The sequence below is a fragment of the Pseudoalteromonas sp. S1609 genome (genome assembly GCF_005887255.1).
Lineage (GTDB): Bacteria > Pseudomonadota > Gammaproteobacteria > Enterobacterales > Alteromonadaceae > Pseudoalteromonas.
On record NZ_PNDJ01000006.1, the window covers coordinates 119,838 to 136,585 of the forward strand.

Genomic DNA, 16,748 nt, shown 5'->3' on the forward strand with positions numbered 1-16,748 from the left:
AAATAGCTAATTATTGACGTTTAAGTTCGATAACACCGCTAATAGTATTCATCTCTACGCTAGCATCAGTGCCATTAGTATTAAACTTAATTCCACTTGCTGGGCCATATTTGGCTTTTTGTACTTGATCGTTAGTTAACTGGTTGTCAATTTTACCGCCAGCGTGTGCTTCAACCTCAAATTGTGCTGATAAATCAGCAGGGAAATAAAACGCAGCGTTACCACTAACAGATTCAAAACTCACATCAGCATCACTCAGAAGGCGGTTAATTTGTACCTTAACTTCGCCGTTAACGGTGCTTATTTGTAATTCTTTAATTGTATCGAAATTAAAGTTAATATCGCCATTTACGTTTTCTAAGCGAATATCATTGGCCGTCGAGTTTGATGTAATATCGCCATTAACCGCACTAAAACGAACTTCACCGCTAGATTGCTGATCATCAATCGAACCATTAACAGTTTCAAATTGAACTTTACCATTAAGTGCTTTTGCCTTAATGTCACCATTTACAGTGGTCAGCTTAATATCGCCATTAAGATCGTTTACTGTAATAGCCCCATTAACTACATCAATTTCAGTACCTTTTTGTAACTCTTTGGCCGTTATAGATGCATTAACACCCACAAATTCTAGCGCACTACTTTTTGGCATAAAAATAGTGAGCGTTGAGCCATTGTTGTTATTATCCCAATTAGAAAGTTCAGGCATTTTCACAATAAACTGGGTTTTATTACCCTGTGTTTTAAGTGTGTAGCCTTGTGCCTTATCATCAAGTTCACCGGTTACTTTAAATTGATTTTTATCCCAACCTGTCACTTTAATATCACCACGCTGGTTTTCAATGTGGATCACCCCAGCATTGGGTACCTCAATTTGCTGATCTATTTTTTCACCAGCAAATACGGCCATGGGTAATAAAGCGATCCCTAATATTATTGCTTTCATTTATTTCTCCTAGATGTGTTGCCAACGCGGTGCATGCACCTTGTTAATTAAGTCGAGTTGTTGTTGATAAACTTGCGCTAACATAGACAATAGCGCCTTGTTTTTCGGTTCATTTTCAAGAGTTTGCTTTATTGCTTGCTCTGCATCTTCAAGTTCTTGTAACTGCACTTGCCAGTTGTCGGTCAATGCTGCTTGGCTTTGATATTGCACTAGTAAACTTTGTTTTTGTTTAGTAAAAAACTCACTCATTGCCACTGCAGTATTTGCCTCTGGTACTTTAAATAACAACACTGTACTCACTAAAGCCGCGGTAAAACATGCAGCAATGGCGGTGAGTTTTGGCCAATATTGATTGCTATTAATAGCGGGCTGATTATTAGCTATTATTGCGCGCTCAATCCCATCCCACAGTTCTTTTTTTGGTGGAATATTTTTATCTAACTGGGTTAAAGACTCATTTAAGTAGTCATCAAAATTTGTTTTACTCATTTTCATACCACTGCTTTAATAGTTGCCTTGCACGATGATATTGCGCCTTACTAGAGCCTATCGCCATGCCTAACAGGGTTGCAATTTCCTCATGCCTATAACCTTCTACTGCATAAAGCACAAATACCATTCTTGCGCGCTCAGGCAGTCTAACAATTAATTTATCTAGCCCGTTTAATCCGTTACAGTCATGTGCAGCTTGTTCATCCATTCCGCTTTGCTCAAAGCTAATTACTTTATTAAGCCAATGTTTTTGCCTGCGCACATAACTAATAGCAATATTACTGGCGACACTGTAAAGCCAAGTGGAAAACTGCGAACGTCCATCAAATTGCGCTATTTTGTTCCATACTTGCACAAACACTTCTTGGGTAGCATCTTGCGCATGGCCCTCATCGGCTATTAGCCTCAGGCATAAGCCGTAAACTTTTGCTTTATGCATGTCATAGAGCGCTTTATAGGCTAACTGGTCGCCGTTTTTAACTTGATCAATAAGCATTTGCTGCACTTGATCAGTTATTGGCTGATTAGCGTCCATTAACATCGCAAATTTTTCCTGTTTATAATTATGTAATTGCAATTTAACTTATAAGACGCGCAGAAGAATAGAAAGGTTTAAATGAAATAGAAAATATTTGTAGAAAATGAAGGTTTATTTTAGAAACGTGCTTAATTTTACCCACAACAAACAATTTATTGCTTTGGGTTATAAATTTTAGACACAAAAAAACCGTGCAAAGCACGGTTTTTTTTTAAACTTAATTCTAAAAATTAAGCTTCAGCAATAACGATTACTTTAATAGTAGCTGTTACGTCTGAGTGTACTGCGATTGCAACGTCAAATTCGCCAGTCTCACGGATAGTACCTAGAGGTAAACGAACTTCTGATTTAGCAACTTCAACACCAACAGCTGAGATAGCGTCAGCGATGTCACGAGTACCGATTGAACCGAATAATTTACCTTCGTCACCAGCTTTAGATACTAATGTAACTTCAGCTAATGCTTCAAGTTTGTCAGCGCGTGCTTGTGCTGCAGTTAACTGTTCAGCGATTTTTGCTTCTAGTTCTGCGCGACGTGCGTCAAACGTTTCAATGTTTGCTTTAGTTGCAGGAACTGCCTTACCTTGTGGGAAAAGGAAGTTACGTGCGAAGCCAGATTTAACTACAACCTGGTCACCTAGGCCACCTAGGTTAGCGATCTTATCTAGTAGAATAACTTGCATGTTTCTACACCTTTTAAAAACGTGTTAATCCGCTGCTTACTTATGTAAGTCAGTGTATGGAAGAAGGGCTAAGTAGCGAGCACGCTTAATAGCAGTTGCTAGCTGGCGCTGGTATTTAGCGCTAGTACCTGTGATACGGCTAGGTACGATTTTGCCACTTTCTGTAACATAGTTTCTAAGAGTAGCTAGATCTTTGTAATCGATTTGTTGTACGCCTTCCGCTTTAAAGCGGCAGAACTTACGACGTCTGAAATAACGTGCCATGAGATTAATTCCTCAAATAATTCTTTCTATATGCTGAGCATGCAAAACCAATTGGCTAAGGCCGTTACGACCTTCGTGGCGATTTAAAAAACCACTCACTTGCAATGCCTGCCCAACGTGCAAATGTTGAGTCTGTTGTTGCATTTGCTTACCACTGGCAACCACCTGAAGCCTAACATAACTATTACGGTTAAGATCTGCTTCAACTTGCATTGATTTATGTTCTACAACAAAAATACAATGCGGTATGCCCGCGGGGCTTTGGCTAAACTTGGGTGTTTTACAAACTACCCCCGATATAACCAGCTGATTCGTATATGGGCTAACCATTATAGTAACTGCTGACTACGTGCCATGCTAGGACTCAAAACAATTAAGCAGCTGGTGCTTCTTTCTTCTCTTCTCTTACAAGAGGAGACGCTTCAGTTACAGCGTTTTTAGTACGCATAACTAAGTTACGAAGCACTGCATCGTTGTAGCGGAAAGTAGTTTCTAGCTCGCTGATTACTTCAGTTGGTGCTTCAACGTTCATAAGAACATAATGAGCTTTATGAAGCTTGTTGATTGGGTAAGCCAGTTGACGACGGCCCCAGTCTTCAAGACGGTGGATAGTACCACCTGCTTCAGTGATAGAACCAGTATAACGTTCGATCATACCAGATACTTGCTCACTCTGATCAGGGTGAACCATGAATACGATTTCGTAATGACGCATGGATATTCCTTACGGTTAATAGAGCCTTCTACCGTTTCGGCCGGTCGGTTTAAGGCAAGGAATTAATAGTTTAAAAGCCGAAATGAGCGCGCATTTTACGCTTAGTAGGATAATTAAGCAAGCAGGTTTTTTAAGCTTTGATAGATAAGTGTTAAAGGTTTCGGGTTTCGGGTTTCGGGTTTCGGGAATACATTATTAGATGCTCCCTTTATATCAATAAGTAAAATAAAGATAAGTGTTTAATATTTACTAGGTAGGCGCGAGCTTGCTCGCGTGAAAAGCGTAGCCTTTAATTACTTAAGCCCTACATTTGCCCCTAAAATATAAACATTTACTCAAATCTAAAGTCGTGCAATTATTAAGCAACACATTATTTAATAAGGATATTTATGAAGCTTTTACTATCGCTTGTGTTAATACTTACTTTTAGTACGCCTTTTTTAAGCTATGCAGACACCGCTACAATCGACATAACCGTGGGTAAAAAGGTCATTCTACAATCAAAAATACTTAACGAAGACAGACCAATCAGCATCTTCATACCTGAAACCGTAAAAGACGATCAGCCGCTTTACGTTATTTATTTACTTGATGGTGTTGAACACTTTCATACGGCGTCTGGCGTAATCAAATCCCTTGTTGATTACGATCAGATACCTAATGCCATGCTTGTTGCTATTGATACAACTAACCGTGTTCGTGATTACTTACCTAAAGTACAAGGGGAGCCTAAAACGGAGTTTCAAACCTTTGTTAAAAACAAATGGCCTGACGCAGGGCAAACCGATAATTTTTTAAAGTTTGTGTCTGGCGAACTCATGCCCTTCATAAATAGCAACTACCCAACTAATGGTTACAACACCTTAATTGGTCATTCTAATGCTGGTACATTAGCGCTTTATACTTTAGTTAATCAGCCGGAATTATTTAACAACTATATAGCCATAAGCCCAAATAGTTGGTGGAGTGATGAAGAGCTAAAAAGTAATATCACTAAATACACTAAAAACCCTAAAGGCGCTCAAGCGCTATTTATTAGTGTAGCAAGCGAAGGCGCACGCTTTTATACAGGTGCATTAAATACTTTAGTAAATTTAGAGCAACAAATGCCCACGCAGCTGAAATGGGAATATAAGCATTACCCCTCTTTTACTCATATGGGCACCATACTTCCAGCACTTAGCGATAGCTTAATTCACTTATTTAGCGACCTAATATTTAAAGTGACTGACGAGCACGGAAAATTTGCGGATGTATCGCTTATTACCGGTTATTACCAAGCACTTAGTGATAAGTACGGATTTGAGCTTAAAATTCCACAAGATGTGTACGTAGAATTTGCCCACCGCCAGCAAAAGTTTGGCAACACTAAAAAAGCGATAACGACGCTTAAACACTTTACTCGCGATTACCCAAATGCAGCTTACTCCCACATGCGATTATCGCAAGGCTACACTGCTGACAAACAGTTTAAAGAAGCCGTTACCAGCATGACACACGCACTAGAACTTGCTAAACAGAACTCGCGTGACCCATTGTTAATCGATGCACTGCAAGATATGGTGAATGAAGCACAAGAAAATTTGTAGCTGATTTAATTCCAAGCGCTTTTTAGCTAACGATAATTACGAGCTTCGCTCGTCCCGTCAGCAAGCTGTACGCCTACAATTAGAACCAAACTCGGTATTAAGGTTTATTGTAAACGCCGAGCTTGCTCGCGTGAAAAGCATAGCTTTTTAAAGACATTAGCCTATAAACAAAAAAACCGATGTTTAAACTAAACATCGGTTTTTCTTTGGCTGAAAGCTGATAGCTAAAAACTGACTGCTTGTCTTTATCACTTCCCTATCGCTTCTTTGGCGAACAGGTGCTTTATAGGCCCAAGATTATCAACCAGCGATAGCCCGACTCCGCGAATCAGCTTTTTAACTGGGTTTGCACCTTCAAATAGCTCTTTTAGCCCTTGCATCATGGCGATGTGTTTTTGTGCGTCGAGCTTACGGGTACGTTCGTAATCACGCAGTCTCCGAGTACTTGCAAACTCCTCGCTATCCCTTGTTAATAACTCAATTAAATAAGCGGCATCTTTTAGGCCTAGGTTCATACCGAGCCCTGCTAATGGATGAATGGTATGCGCTGCATCGCCCATTAACACCACCTTGCCATTAACCCATTGTTGGGCGTAACGCATTTTAAGTGGGAATGCGACGCGCTTACTTTGCACTTCGCATAAACCACATTGGCCATCTATGGCAGCCATAACTGCTTTATTAAAGGCGGTGTCGTCCATTGCTAACAATTCATCGCAATGATTGGGGCTGGTTGACCACACAATTGAATGAGTATGCTCATCGCTTAGTGGTAAAAACGCTAGTGGCCCGGTTGGTAAAAACACTTGGCGTGCGGTATTTGCATGTGACTCTTTGGTTTTAACTGTCGCTACTAACGCATGGTGATCGTAATCTTTAAAGCTCAGCGCCATATTAAACTGTTTACGAATCGCTGAATTTGCGCCATCAGCCGCCACCAGCAACTTAGCAATAATAGGTTCGCCAGTTTTTAAATTAATAAATACATCAGACTCACTTTGATGTATTTGCTGATACTCGGTATCAAACATCAGTGTGGCATTACTTTGTTGCTCAAGCTCTTTTATTAGCGCAAAGCGAATAATATCGTTTTCAACTATGTGCCCTAAATGCTCAAGCTCAAGTTGCTCGTTATTAAAGGCTATTTTTCCAAAGCTGTCGGCATCACGAACATCCATGTGCGTATAAGCACAAGCACGCTCAGCTATTATGTGTGGCCATACATTTAATTGCTCCAGTAAGGTCTGGCTGGCAATACTTAGTGCACTAACTCGTAAGCCATAATCATCACTCGGTGGAGCTTGAGTTGGCGCAGCATCTAACACAGCCACGCTAATATTCGCTTTAGCAAGCCCGAGCGCCAGCGTTAACCCAACGCAGCCACCACCCACTATACAAACCTGTACTTGTTTCATAAACGTGTACCTTGTTTAACTTGACCCATTAATTGTTTTGCTAATGGGGCTTTTAATGCAGGAAATAAATCCATTGAAAATAGCCCAATACTTCGACCAAGCGCTAACACCCGTGATGAGTTTGAAAAAAGTCGAACCAAGGCATCGGTCAATGTCATCACAGTGTTTATATCATCACTGCGCTTAATTGAATATTGACGAGTAAAAGCATAGCTACCTAAATCATGTTCACTGTTTGCCATTAAGTTACTCAGCACTTGTACGTCGCGCAGCCCTAAATTAAAGCCTTGTCCTGCAATTGGGTGAATGGCGTGTGCTGCGTTACCTATTACCACAGTACGATGCGCCGTTAACGATTCTATTTGCCCATAAACCAGTGGATAACTGGCGCGCATACCGACTTTTATAAACTGCCCAGCACGATAACCAAAGGCAGTTTGCAGCGCACTTATAAAGTCTGGTTCACTTAGCGACATATACTGCTCAATATGTTCTTGGCGCATACACCATACTAACGAATAGCGGTTATTACTCATGGGTAATAAAGCCATAGGTCCATTTTGGGTAAACCGCTCAAACGCCTGATGATGGTGCCCACCAGCGACTTCTATATTGGCAATAATCGCACCTTGTTCATAAGGCTGGGTATTGAAGCCGAGCCCCAATAAATTACGAGTTGGCGACTGTGCACCGTCGGCAATCACCAACAGCTTAGCACTCAGTTTTTCACCACTTTGTAATGTAAGTTCATTACTATCGGCATTTTGTTTTATCGCTGTTACGCTATCTGGGCAAAAAAGCGATATGTTTGATTGCATTAAACGCTGATGCAGCGCTCTGCCAAATGGGTTTACCTCTACCACATAACCTAATGAGGGTTTTGCAAACTCATCACACTGTATATGGGTTTTACCAAAGTGCCCTTTGTCTGACACACTCACTTTTTTTATGGCTGCAGCATAGGGAGCGTTCATTTCAAATAAATTGAGGCTTTGTAAATACTCTACCGACTGCTGGGCAAGTGCGATACTTCTGTCATCAAAGCTTGGATGATAATCAGTGGTTACTTGATTTGCTTCAATTACAGCAATATTTAAGCTGGGATTTTTTTTACTTATACTTAGAGCACAACTTGCGCCGACTAAACCACCACCAATTACTACAATATCAAACTGCTTAGCCACTTTTATCTCCAAGCTTATGCGTTTTTAGCGCTTTGCATTAACGCTTCTATTTCACTAATTGTTTTAGGCACGCTAATGGTTAAGTTGTCGTGACCTGAATCAGTTACTAATAAGTTATCTTCAATACGAATACCTATACCTTGGTATTTTTGAGGCGCATTTGAGTCTTTACTAATATACAGCCCAGGCTCAATGGTTAGCACCATACCCGGCTCTAAGACACGCTCTTGGTTATTAACCTTGTAATCGCCCACATCATGAACATCAAGCCCTAACCAGTGACCAAGACCATGCATGTAGTATTCTTTACAGGCACCTTGTGCCATTAACTCATCAAAATCGCCGGTTAAAATACCTAAATCAAGTAACCCTTGGGTTAGTACTTGCATAGCGAGTTTATTTGCCTGAGATAAAAGGCCACCGGGTTTTATTTCGCTAAATGCAATTTCTTGCGCTTTAAGTACAATATTATAAAGCGCAGCTTGCTCAGTGCTAAATTTACCGTTAACGGGGAAGGTACGTGTTATATCGGCGGCGTAGCCTTGTAGCTCACAGCCTGAATCAATCAGTACTAAGTCGCCATTGTTTAATACGTCGCTATTTTGGGTGTAGTGCAAAATATTGGCGTTATCGCCACTGCCGACAATAGTGCCATAAGCAGGATGTGGCGCCCCATTCATAGCATAGTGATGATGAAGCTCTGCCTCTAGTTGAAACTCGGTTGCGCCAACGTGGGAAAAACGCATGGCTCGCATGTGTGCTCGAGCGCTTATTTCACAGCCCTCACGCATAATGTTAATTTCGCCTGGCGATTTAAATAAGCGCATTTCATGCAATAAAGGGCGAATATCTTTAATTGTACTCGGTGCTGTATCCCCTTTTTTAGGGGCACTGCGCAAAGTGTTAAGCATTGAAAATACTTTGCCATCAAAGGCAGGATACGTCCCTTGTGCATAAAATAAAATCTGTTGGCCGTTCACCAAATTCAATAATTGTTCATTTAGCGCACTAAGTGCATAAGTTTTGTCGAATAAGTATTCGCTTTGTGCTTTTTCAAAACCAATGCGTCTGCCGTGCCATACCTCTGCAAGTTTGTCTTTATCTAAACAAAATAATAGTGAGGGTGTATCACTGTTTTTGCAAAGCACCAACACGGCATCGGGTTCGTTAAAACCAGTTAAGTAAAAAAAGTCACTGTCTTGTCGAAACGGATAATGAGTATCACGGCTACGCGTGAGCTCCGTTGCAGCGGGAATTATAGCAATACTGTTATTATCCATTGCCGCCAATAAACGCTCGCGGCGCGCTTTAAACTCTGACTTTTGTATTTCAACCATTAATAACTAACCCATTACTTTTATTGTGTTGCTCAATTAATGCAGTGTTTTTTTGTTGCTTTGTGGATTTTGCTCTTTGCCTAGCTCAGCAAAACACAATAGCGCCGATACACGGACGTACTCAATCACTTCATGGAGTGCTTGGCTATCTTCTTCGGTTTCTTCAAAGGTTGTATCTAGGCGTGTAATCTCGCTAAAGTCGCTGATCACTTCTTTTACATCTGCCGACAGCTTGCCATAATCTTTTTGCTTTAAGCCAAAACCCAACATAAACCCAGCTACCCATGATACGAGCCCGTTAGCCTGATCGATGAGTGTTTCGTCATCACTAGGTAAAAACAAGTCAAATTGAAACTCTTCGTTATTAAAACTTTCAACCACTTGTTGATAAATTTGGCCAAAAAACTGTTTTAAATCGTTGCTAAACGACTCGCCATCATTAAATACATCGCTCAGTAAGCCTAAGTATTCTTTATCGTCAATGCTTAGCCCACAAGCAAGTAAGCCGCTAATAACGCCATGCGCTTCTGCGGGTGATACAAATATTTCATTTTTCTCTAAAAGAAGTTGGGCTTTTTCGTAATCTGGTAAGTTATTCATAATGACGTCTTCGCTTTGCTAATTAAAGCAATGCTACCACTCGATAAAAAGCAACTCCAATGAATTCTATGACTGAGGTCAAAAGCAAGCGATTGAAAAGCAAATTGAGTTCAAAAAGCAATCTTAAAAGTAAATACAAGATTAAATGTGGAGGAAAACTGAGCGAACAGTTTAATTTTTTACGATTGGGGTTTAAGGATTGGAATATGTCTTATATACTAAATTTGTTCCCTGGGGTGCAGGAGCTTGGTTAAGTCCCTGAGCCGATAAATTTTATACCAGGATTTTTGTTCGTTTACTATTGTGCAAGCTCGGCATGTACCGAGAAGCCTACGGTAAACCGCAGATTTCCGCCCTGAAACCTCAAGGTTTCAGGACTGACACCGGGCACCGCATTCTCGGGGAACACCTTCCTTTATAGCTTAGGTTCTCAAGCATTTCTTTATAACTAAATATTCCCTATCTTTCGTCTTTAAATATATCGAACTGCGTTTCCACAGCCCGATATTAAACTTATTTCTAACACCTATCCCTTTGTCTTTTTAATGCCTAACACTACTTAAACCAACCTTGAAAGCGCTCCATCAGCATATAGTTAACGGGAACAAGTAATAAGGTTATAAAAGTCGCAAATATAATCCCAAATCCTAAGCTTACTGCCATAGGTATTAAAAACTGCGCCTGAGTCGCCTTTTCAAACAGCAGCGGCATTAAACCTATAAAAGTGGTTAAACTGGTGAGCATAACCGGGCGAAAGCGCGATGCGCCAGCAAGTTTAACTGCCTCTATTAAATCGCCACCTTCGCTGCGTTTTTTATTAATGAAATCGACTAATACAAGCGAATCGTTCACTACAACCCCTATTAACGCAAGCATACCTAGTAGGCTCATAATGGTTAAATCCATACCCATTATCCAGTGCCCTACTACTGCGCCAATCATGCCAAATGGAATAACACTCATAACAATAATTGGTTGCATGTATGACTTAAACGGAATGGCCAATAACGCATAAATTATAAAAAACACAAACACTAACGCCCAAGCCAGTGAGCCAAACGACTCTCTTTGCTCTTTGGCTTCACCTTCGAGTTTGTAATCAACACCTGGGTATTGCTGCATTAACTCGTCTAAATATTGTGCTAGGTCGGCTTGAAGCACCGTCATGTTGGTGTTGTTTTTTTCAATATCAGCCGTCACGTTTAGTGTGCGATAACGATCAATACGGTTTATGGTTGATGGGCTTTGCCCTGCCGTAAGCGTTGCCACATGCGACAATGGTACAGAACCGCCATCGGGAGTATTTATTAGTATGTTTTGTAAATCAGCTACAGAGCGGCGCTCATCAATAGGTAAACGTACCATTACACGCACGTCGTCTCGTCCGCGTTGAATACGCTGAACCTGCGAGCCAAAAAACGAATTTCGCACTTGCCCTGCTACATTTACACGATTTAAACCAAGCGCCAAACCTTGTTGCGTAAGCTCTATACGCAACTCTTCTTTACCGTCAGACATACTGTCGGCAATATCAAACACCGTTGGGTACGTTGCTAAACGATTTTTAATATTATCAGCCACATCTTGCAATATTGTTAGTGAAGTACCACTTAGTTGAACGTCTATTGGGTCTGAACTTCGGCCAATTTCAGCTCTAAATGTTAGGCTTTCAGCGCCAGGAATAACACCAATTAAATCGCGCCATTCACTTGCAAGCTCGCGTGAGCCTATGTCTGATTCACGCTGCTCAGCAGGTGTTATCTCAAAGCGTACCGCTCCGGAGTTAGACGCACCACCGCGTCCGCCTGTAGTGGCTAATATATTTAAAATAACGCTTTCGCCTGTATTAGGATCGCGATATTTGTCTTGTAATTGCTGCGCTTTTTCGGACATATCAATCACGTATTTATTGGTTACTTCAAACGGTGTACCTGTTGGCAGTGTTAGATTGACTCGTACAGTTTCGCTAGGAATTCGTGGGAAAAAGATAAACTTAGTCCAACCACTGGTGATCATGGTTAAAATAATAAAAAATACCCCCACAAATAAACTAACCGTTGCTAGTTTATGGCGTAAAGCAGTGTTTAATATAGGTTGGTAATATTTTAAAATTGCACTTTCAAAGCCATCTGCAAAGCGTTGCTGAATCGCTTCAAGCTTAGATGGTTCACCTTTTTGATGGCGTAGTTTTATGTATTTTAAATGTGCTGGTAACACAAATTTAGATTCAATTAGCGAGAACAATAAAACTGGAATAACGACTACCGGAATTTGTGCAAATAAGGCGCCGCGCGCGCCTTCAATAAATGCTAAAGGTAAAAAGGCAGCAACAGTCGTCAGTACACCAAAGGTAACCGGAGTCGCAACTTCTTGAGTACCCAATATAGCAGCCTGCTCACCCGATTTTGCCGTTTTTAAATGGGTATACACGTTCTCGCCGGTTACTATGGCGTCATCAACTACAATACCAAGTACTAAAATAAAGCCGAATAAGCTCATTATATTTAACGTTACACCAAAAATTGGCATCGCGATAAATGCGCCCATAAACGATACTGGAATACCAATAAACACCCAAAATGCAATTGCTGGGCGTAAAAATAGCGTGAGTAGTGCCAGTACTAAAATACCACCCTGTAAAGCATTACTGGTTAAGGTGGCGATACGGCTTTTAACTAGCTCTGAATCGTCGTCCCAATAACTTAGTTTAAAACCTTGTGGTAGCGTGGCTTGCTGTTCTTCAATGTAGTTTTTAACATCGTCTGCCACGGTTATCGCGCTTTGCGGGCCAATTCGGTAAACGTCTATAAACGCCGCTTGCTTACCATTAAAACGGGTGCGTACTGGCGTTTCTTCAAAATCGTCTTTAATTGTAGCAATATCACCTAAGCGGATAATCGTTCCGTCGGCTTGGTTTTTTACTACTATGCTGGCAAATTCGTCTTTACGGTAAGCCTGCCCTTTCGAGCTGATCAGTACGTCTCCACCTTCTGTTTTTAAGTTACCGGCAGAAATATCAGAACTCGAATTAGCAATCGCACTCGATATTTGCGCAAGGCTCAGGTTATATTGGCGAAGTGTGTCTTGGCTAACTTCAATGGCTAACTCGTAGTCTCGTACACCACTTAGCTCTACCTGGGTTACATTAGGCAAACGCAGAATTTGATCTCGCACTGTTTCTGCGTATTCACGCGTTTCTTTTTCGCCGTAATCGCTTGATACGGTAACGGCTATTACTTCTCTTTTGCGCTCAGCCAGCGCAACAATTGGTTTTTCTGCATCGCCAGGAAAAGTATTAATCGCATCCACTCGGCTTTTAATATCAGCCAACAGTTCACGAGGATCGTAACCACTTTCAACCTCAATGGTTACAGAGCCTGAGCCCTCTGACGAGCGGCTAAATATTTGTTTAATGCCCTCTAGGTCTTGCACGGCCTCTTCTATACGAATTGTTACACCCTGCTCTACATCTTCAGGGGTTGCACCACGCAGGCTAACACCTACGCTTATCATGTCTGTTTCGAAAGACGGAAACACCTCAAGTGGTATTTTACTCGATAAACTAAATAGTCCCGACAACAACAAAGTTACTAACAATAAATTGGCAGCAACATGGTTTTTGGTAAACCAAGCAATCATGCTTTATCTCCTTGCTTGGCCGCGCGACGTTTTTTTATTAACTCTTCAACACTAATACCAAGCTCTTTTGCTTTTTGCTCTAGCTGCTCACGAGTCGGGCGCTTATTTTTAGGTACTTTTTCTTTTGGCTCTTCACCTAAAATACTCACTTTAGTGCCTGAGCTTACTTGCCCTAGCGGCGTAACAACTAATTTATCGTTCGCTTTTAAACCGGTTTTGATCATTGCTTGATTGGCGTTTTGCCATGCAAAAGTAACGTCTTTACGCTTTAATACATCACCTTCAACCACATAAACATAAGTACCTTGGTAAATTGTGCTGTTAGGAATGATCAACGCATTTTGCACCGTTTTACCCGCTATTTGCGCCTTAATGTATTGCCCTATTTTAATTGGATACTGATTACTGGCGGTTGATTTATATGGGTCGTCTATTTTTGCTACCACGTAAAGTTGCTGCGCGTTTTGGTCAATAGCGCCCTCGGTGCGTGCCAATTGGCCTTGCCATGTTTGCTCCCCCACTAAATCAGAACTAAATTTAACTAACGAACCCGCTTGGTTTTTAGCACCATTACGGTATTGCTCTGGCAGGTTAACAAACGAAAGGTCTTTATTTTTTATTGGTAAGCGAATTTCAACACTATCAATAGCGTAAATAGTGGCAAGTTGGGTATTGTTACTCACTACTTGACCTAAATCGACACTACGACTCAGTATGCGCCCAGCATAAGGTGCGGTAACCTTTGTACGCTCTAAATCAAGCTCTGCTTTTTCAAGAGCAGCTTGAGCCGATAGCACTTGTGCTTGCGCAGCTGCTAATTGCGGCTCACGTAATACCAAGCTGCTAGCTTGGCTTGAACCACCAAGGCGCTTCCAATCAGTCAGTGCTTGTTGCCCGCGGGCCTTTTCTTCTAATAAGCTTTGCTCTGCTGTGAGCAAGTTAGCTTGTGCAGATTTAACCTCTGCCTGATGATCTCTATCATCTAGCTTTAATAACACGTCGCTTTTTTCAAAAAAGCCACCTTCTCTAAACTCATCGCTCACTTCAATTATTTGCCCAGATGCTTGAGCAACAAGTAAGCTTTGTGTTCGAGGTTTTACTGTACCGTAGCTGTCTATCATTACTTGATAACTTTGAGGCACAAGCTCAAGTACAGATACACTAATTGCTGCTTTTGGTGCTGAACTAAAGCGTCTCGCCTCTGGCGGATTACTCTTAATAAAAAATACAATTAAAAGAGCGGTAACAACAACCGCGGCTGGAATAATAATTTTAGCTGTTTTAGTGTTCATCGTTATTGCTCTTTAAGTCGCTTGACGGTTTTTCAAAATCACCACCGAGGGCAACATGTAGGTTAATTCTATTTGCGATTAATTGGTTTTTAATTTGTATTAATGAACTTTGCGCATCGAATGAGCGACCTTGTGCATCCAATACTGTGGTGTAAGTTACTAAGCCACTTTGATATTGCTCAAACGATAACTGCTCGGCCGCAAGTGCATTTTTTTGTGCTTCGAGGGTGCTGGTGTACTGCGCTTTTAAAGACTGCTGCTGCGATATCGCATTTTCTACATCAGCAAATGCATCGTACAAGGTTTGTAAATATTGCTGTTCTTGCTTTTGCGCATTCAGGCGTGCAATTTCTTCATTGGCTTGTAAACGTCCTCCCTCAAAAATAGGTGCCGAAATACTTCCGAGTAAAGACCATGCGAGGCTTGAAGGAGAAAACAAATCACTCAGCCTATCTGTACTATCACTTAAGCTTGCAGTTAAATTTAAACTAGGAAAGCGCTGTTTATGCGCATAAGCCAATGACGCATCGGTAGCTAATAACTCATACCAACTGGCAAGTAATGCGGGCTTTCGGGTAATAAGTTCAGATGGAATTCCCAGTGGGATTTCTGTGTTAATAACCGGTAAGTCATTACTTGCTGCAATAGCCCCTTTTGGGTACTCGCCTAGTAAGCGTTCAAGCACTCGCGCTGCACTTGATAGGCTCGCTGTTTGAGTGGCAATGCGTGAGCGTTCGTTATTTAGCTCATTGCGGGCTAAATAAACATCGAGCGCTTCGTTTATACCTTGGCGGTAACCCGATTCAATTATATCGAGATTTTGCTTAGCATTTTCTTCACGGCGTTTGTATAAATCAAGCAGCTGCTGCGCAGACACAACATCAAACCAGCCTTGTACAACATCTGAAACCAGTTGCTGTTTAGCTTGTTCAAAACGCGCTTTTTGAGCTAAATATGAAAGGTTAGCTTCTCGTTTTGAATCTGACAGCTTACCCCATAAGTCAACTTCGTAATTTAAGTTTAAGCTGACAGAGCTGGCATTATTATAGCTAACAGGCCGGTTATTTTTGCTTCGGCTAGTACGCGAAGATAAATCTAAACTAGGCCAAAGAGCTGATCCGGTTACTATTAGTTGCTGTTTAGTAATAGCGACATCATAGCTGGTTTGTAATAGTTGTTGGTTGTTTTTAAGCGCTTGTTCTACGTATTTGTTAAGTAATGGCGTGTGTAGTTGAGTTAACCATTCATCATCCACTTTTAATACAGAACTTGATGCTTGTTGTTGCCACTGCTGTGGTAAATTATTTGGAGTTTGTTCGCGCTGCGATTGGTTTAAGTTACTCGCACAACCGCTCAACACTATAATGCTTATTGCTAATAAAGATGGCTTATATTGCCACATCATGTTTAAACCTGATCAATGCTATTTATGAATGTTATTCAATCACTTTAGCAAACTTTGCTCAATTGACTTTACATAACATTACATAGCTTGCGGTGAAATTGTAAGTTCACTCAATGCGCTAAGTGTTAATACAACTATCAAAAACAAATGAGCAAGCTAACTTTTAATCAGAGAATTAATTTTAACTCTTAAAAAGTTGATATAGAAAATACGGCAGAGTTTGCTATTGGCATTACACCAGCTAAAGCGGAATAAAAATATAAATATATTTGCATATGGAACGCGGTTTAATGCTGCGCCGAACTTAGGACAAAAACAAAAAAGCCTCGCATATGCGAGGCTTTGTATACATTCTTTCGACTAACCGAGTCGACGGGTAACTTGAACAGACTACTGATTACAGTTTCTTTTTCTAGCTACATTGTAAATGGTGCCGACTAACCGAGTCGAACGGTTGACCTACTGATTACAAGTCAGTTGCTCTACCAGCTGAGCTAAGTCGGCACACAAAACAAAAAGCCTTGCATGAGCAAGGCTTTATATAAATGGTGCCTCGACCCGGAATCGAACCAGGGACACGAGGATTTTCAATCCTCTGCTCTACCAACTGAGCTATCGAGGCACTTAAACAGTGCTAGTGAACTCA

The 16,748-nt window shown here is 41.1% G+C and carries 15 protein-coding genes, 2 tRNA genes and 1 other RNA gene; 2 read left to right on the forward strand and 16 right to left on the reverse strand.

Going from position 1 to position 16,748, the window contains the following annotated elements:
* Positions 1-10 precede the first annotated feature (10 nt).
* From CWB76_RS02395 to rpsF, 7 genes are all read right to left on the reverse strand, one after another.
* Entirely contained in the window at positions 11-949 is a 939-nt protein-coding gene (locus tag CWB76_RS02395; protein ID WP_138605250.1) for a DUF4097 family beta strand repeat-containing protein, read from the reverse strand.
* Between the two features lie 9 nt (positions 950-958).
* A complete protein-coding gene (locus tag CWB76_RS02400) occupies positions 959-1,444 on the reverse strand; it encodes a hypothetical protein (RefSeq protein ID WP_171039586.1) in 486 nt (161 codons plus the stop codon).
* Positions 1,431-1,982, reverse strand: coding sequence for an RNA polymerase sigma factor (locus CWB76_RS02405; protein ID WP_138605252.1), 552 nt, complete (start codon positions 1,980-1,982; stop codon positions 1,431-1,433). The genes CWB76_RS02400 and CWB76_RS02405 overlap by 14 nt, the downstream gene beginning before the upstream one ends.
* Positions 1,983-2,209: 227 nt before the next feature.
* The gene (gene rplI / locus CWB76_RS02410; RefSeq protein WP_008110407.1) at positions 2,210-2,662 is read right to left on the reverse strand and encodes a 50S ribosomal protein L9; all 453 of its coding nucleotides are present in this window, start codon (positions 2,660-2,662) and stop codon (positions 2,210-2,212) included.
* Positions 2,663-2,698: 36 nt separating this feature from the next.
* Entirely contained in the window at positions 2,699-2,926 is a 228-nt protein-coding gene (rpsR, locus tag CWB76_RS02415; protein WP_002962753.1) for a 30S ribosomal protein S18, read from the reverse strand.
* 12 nt (positions 2,927-2,938) lie between these two features.
* Complete coding sequence (gene priB, locus CWB76_RS02420; RefSeq protein ID WP_008466122.1) at positions 2,939-3,256, reverse strand: primosomal replication protein N; 318 nt, start codon at positions 3,254-3,256, stop codon at positions 2,939-2,941.
* A gap of 43 nt (positions 3,257-3,299) precedes the next feature.
* Positions 3,300-3,641 (reverse strand): 30S ribosomal protein S6, encoded by a 342-nt coding sequence (rpsF, locus tag CWB76_RS02425; RefSeq protein ID WP_008110420.1) that lies wholly within the window; start codon positions 3,639-3,641, stop codon positions 3,300-3,302.
* A 389-nt stretch (positions 3,642-4,030) separates the two neighbouring features.
* On the opposite strand from rpsF, the gene CWB76_RS02430 reads away from it, so the two are divergent.
* Positions 4,031-5,230: an alpha/beta hydrolase-fold protein gene (locus tag CWB76_RS02430; RefSeq protein WP_138605253.1), complete on the forward strand. Its 1,200-nt coding sequence runs from the start codon at positions 4,031-4,033 to the stop codon at positions 5,228-5,230.
* A gap of 248 nt (positions 5,231-5,478) precedes the next feature.
* Here the strand turns inward: CWB76_RS02430 and CWB76_RS02435 are convergent, their stop codons facing one another.
* The 4 genes from CWB76_RS02435 to CWB76_RS02450 are packed head-to-tail and all read right to left on the reverse strand — an operon-like array spanning position 5,479 to position 9,766.
* On the reverse strand, positions 5,479-6,645 hold the full coding sequence (locus CWB76_RS02435) for an FAD-dependent monooxygenase (protein ID WP_138605254.1): 1,167 nt from the start codon (positions 6,643-6,645) through the stop codon (positions 5,479-5,481).
* A complete protein-coding gene (ubiH, locus tag CWB76_RS02440) occupies positions 6,642-7,829 on the reverse strand; it encodes a 2-octaprenyl-6-methoxyphenyl hydroxylase (RefSeq protein WP_138605255.1) in 1,188 nt (395 codons plus the stop codon). The genes CWB76_RS02435 and ubiH overlap by 4 nt, the downstream gene beginning before the upstream one ends.
* Positions 7,830-7,843: 14 nt before the next feature.
* Positions 7,844-9,166 (reverse strand): Xaa-Pro aminopeptidase, encoded by a 1,323-nt coding sequence (gene pepP, locus CWB76_RS02445; RefSeq protein WP_013464149.1) that lies wholly within the window; start codon positions 9,164-9,166, stop codon positions 7,844-7,846.
* 36 nt (positions 9,167-9,202) lie between these two features.
* Positions 9,203-9,766, reverse strand: a complete 564-nt coding sequence (locus CWB76_RS02450) for a UPF0149 family protein (RefSeq protein WP_008110427.1) — start codon at positions 9,764-9,766, stop codon at positions 9,203-9,205.
* Between the two features lie 225 nt (positions 9,767-9,991).
* Here CWB76_RS02450 and ssrS point away from each other — a divergent pair.
* Positions 9,992-10,175, forward strand: a non-coding RNA gene (gene ssrS, locus CWB76_RS02455) — 6S RNA.
* A gap of 146 nt (positions 10,176-10,321) precedes the next feature.
* On the opposite strand, the gene CWB76_RS02460 is transcribed toward ssrS, so the two are convergent.
* From CWB76_RS02460 to CWB76_RS02480, 5 genes are all read right to left on the reverse strand, one after another.
* A complete protein-coding gene (locus CWB76_RS02460; RefSeq protein WP_138605256.1) occupies positions 10,322-13,405 on the reverse strand; it encodes an efflux RND transporter permease subunit in 3,084 nt (1,027 codons plus the stop codon).
* Positions 13,402-14,697 carry an efflux RND transporter periplasmic adaptor subunit gene (locus tag CWB76_RS02465; RefSeq protein WP_138605257.1) on the reverse strand — a complete coding sequence of 432 codons (1,296 nt, stop codon included), beginning with the start codon at positions 14,695-14,697 and terminating at the stop codon, positions 13,402-13,404. Before CWB76_RS02465 ends, CWB76_RS02460 begins: the two co-directional genes overlap by 4 nt.
* Positions 14,687-16,102, reverse strand: a complete 1,416-nt coding sequence (locus tag CWB76_RS02470; RefSeq protein WP_138605258.1) for a TolC family protein — start codon at positions 16,100-16,102, stop codon at positions 14,687-14,689. The genes CWB76_RS02465 and CWB76_RS02470 overlap by 11 nt, the downstream gene beginning before the upstream one ends.
* Positions 16,103-16,530: 428 nt before the next feature.
* Positions 16,531-16,606 (reverse strand) — tRNA-Thr (locus tag CWB76_RS02475).
* A gap of 42 nt (positions 16,607-16,648) precedes the next feature.
* Positions 16,649-16,724: transfer RNA gene (locus tag CWB76_RS02480), tRNA-Phe, on the reverse strand.
* Positions 16,725-16,748 lie beyond the last annotated feature (24 nt).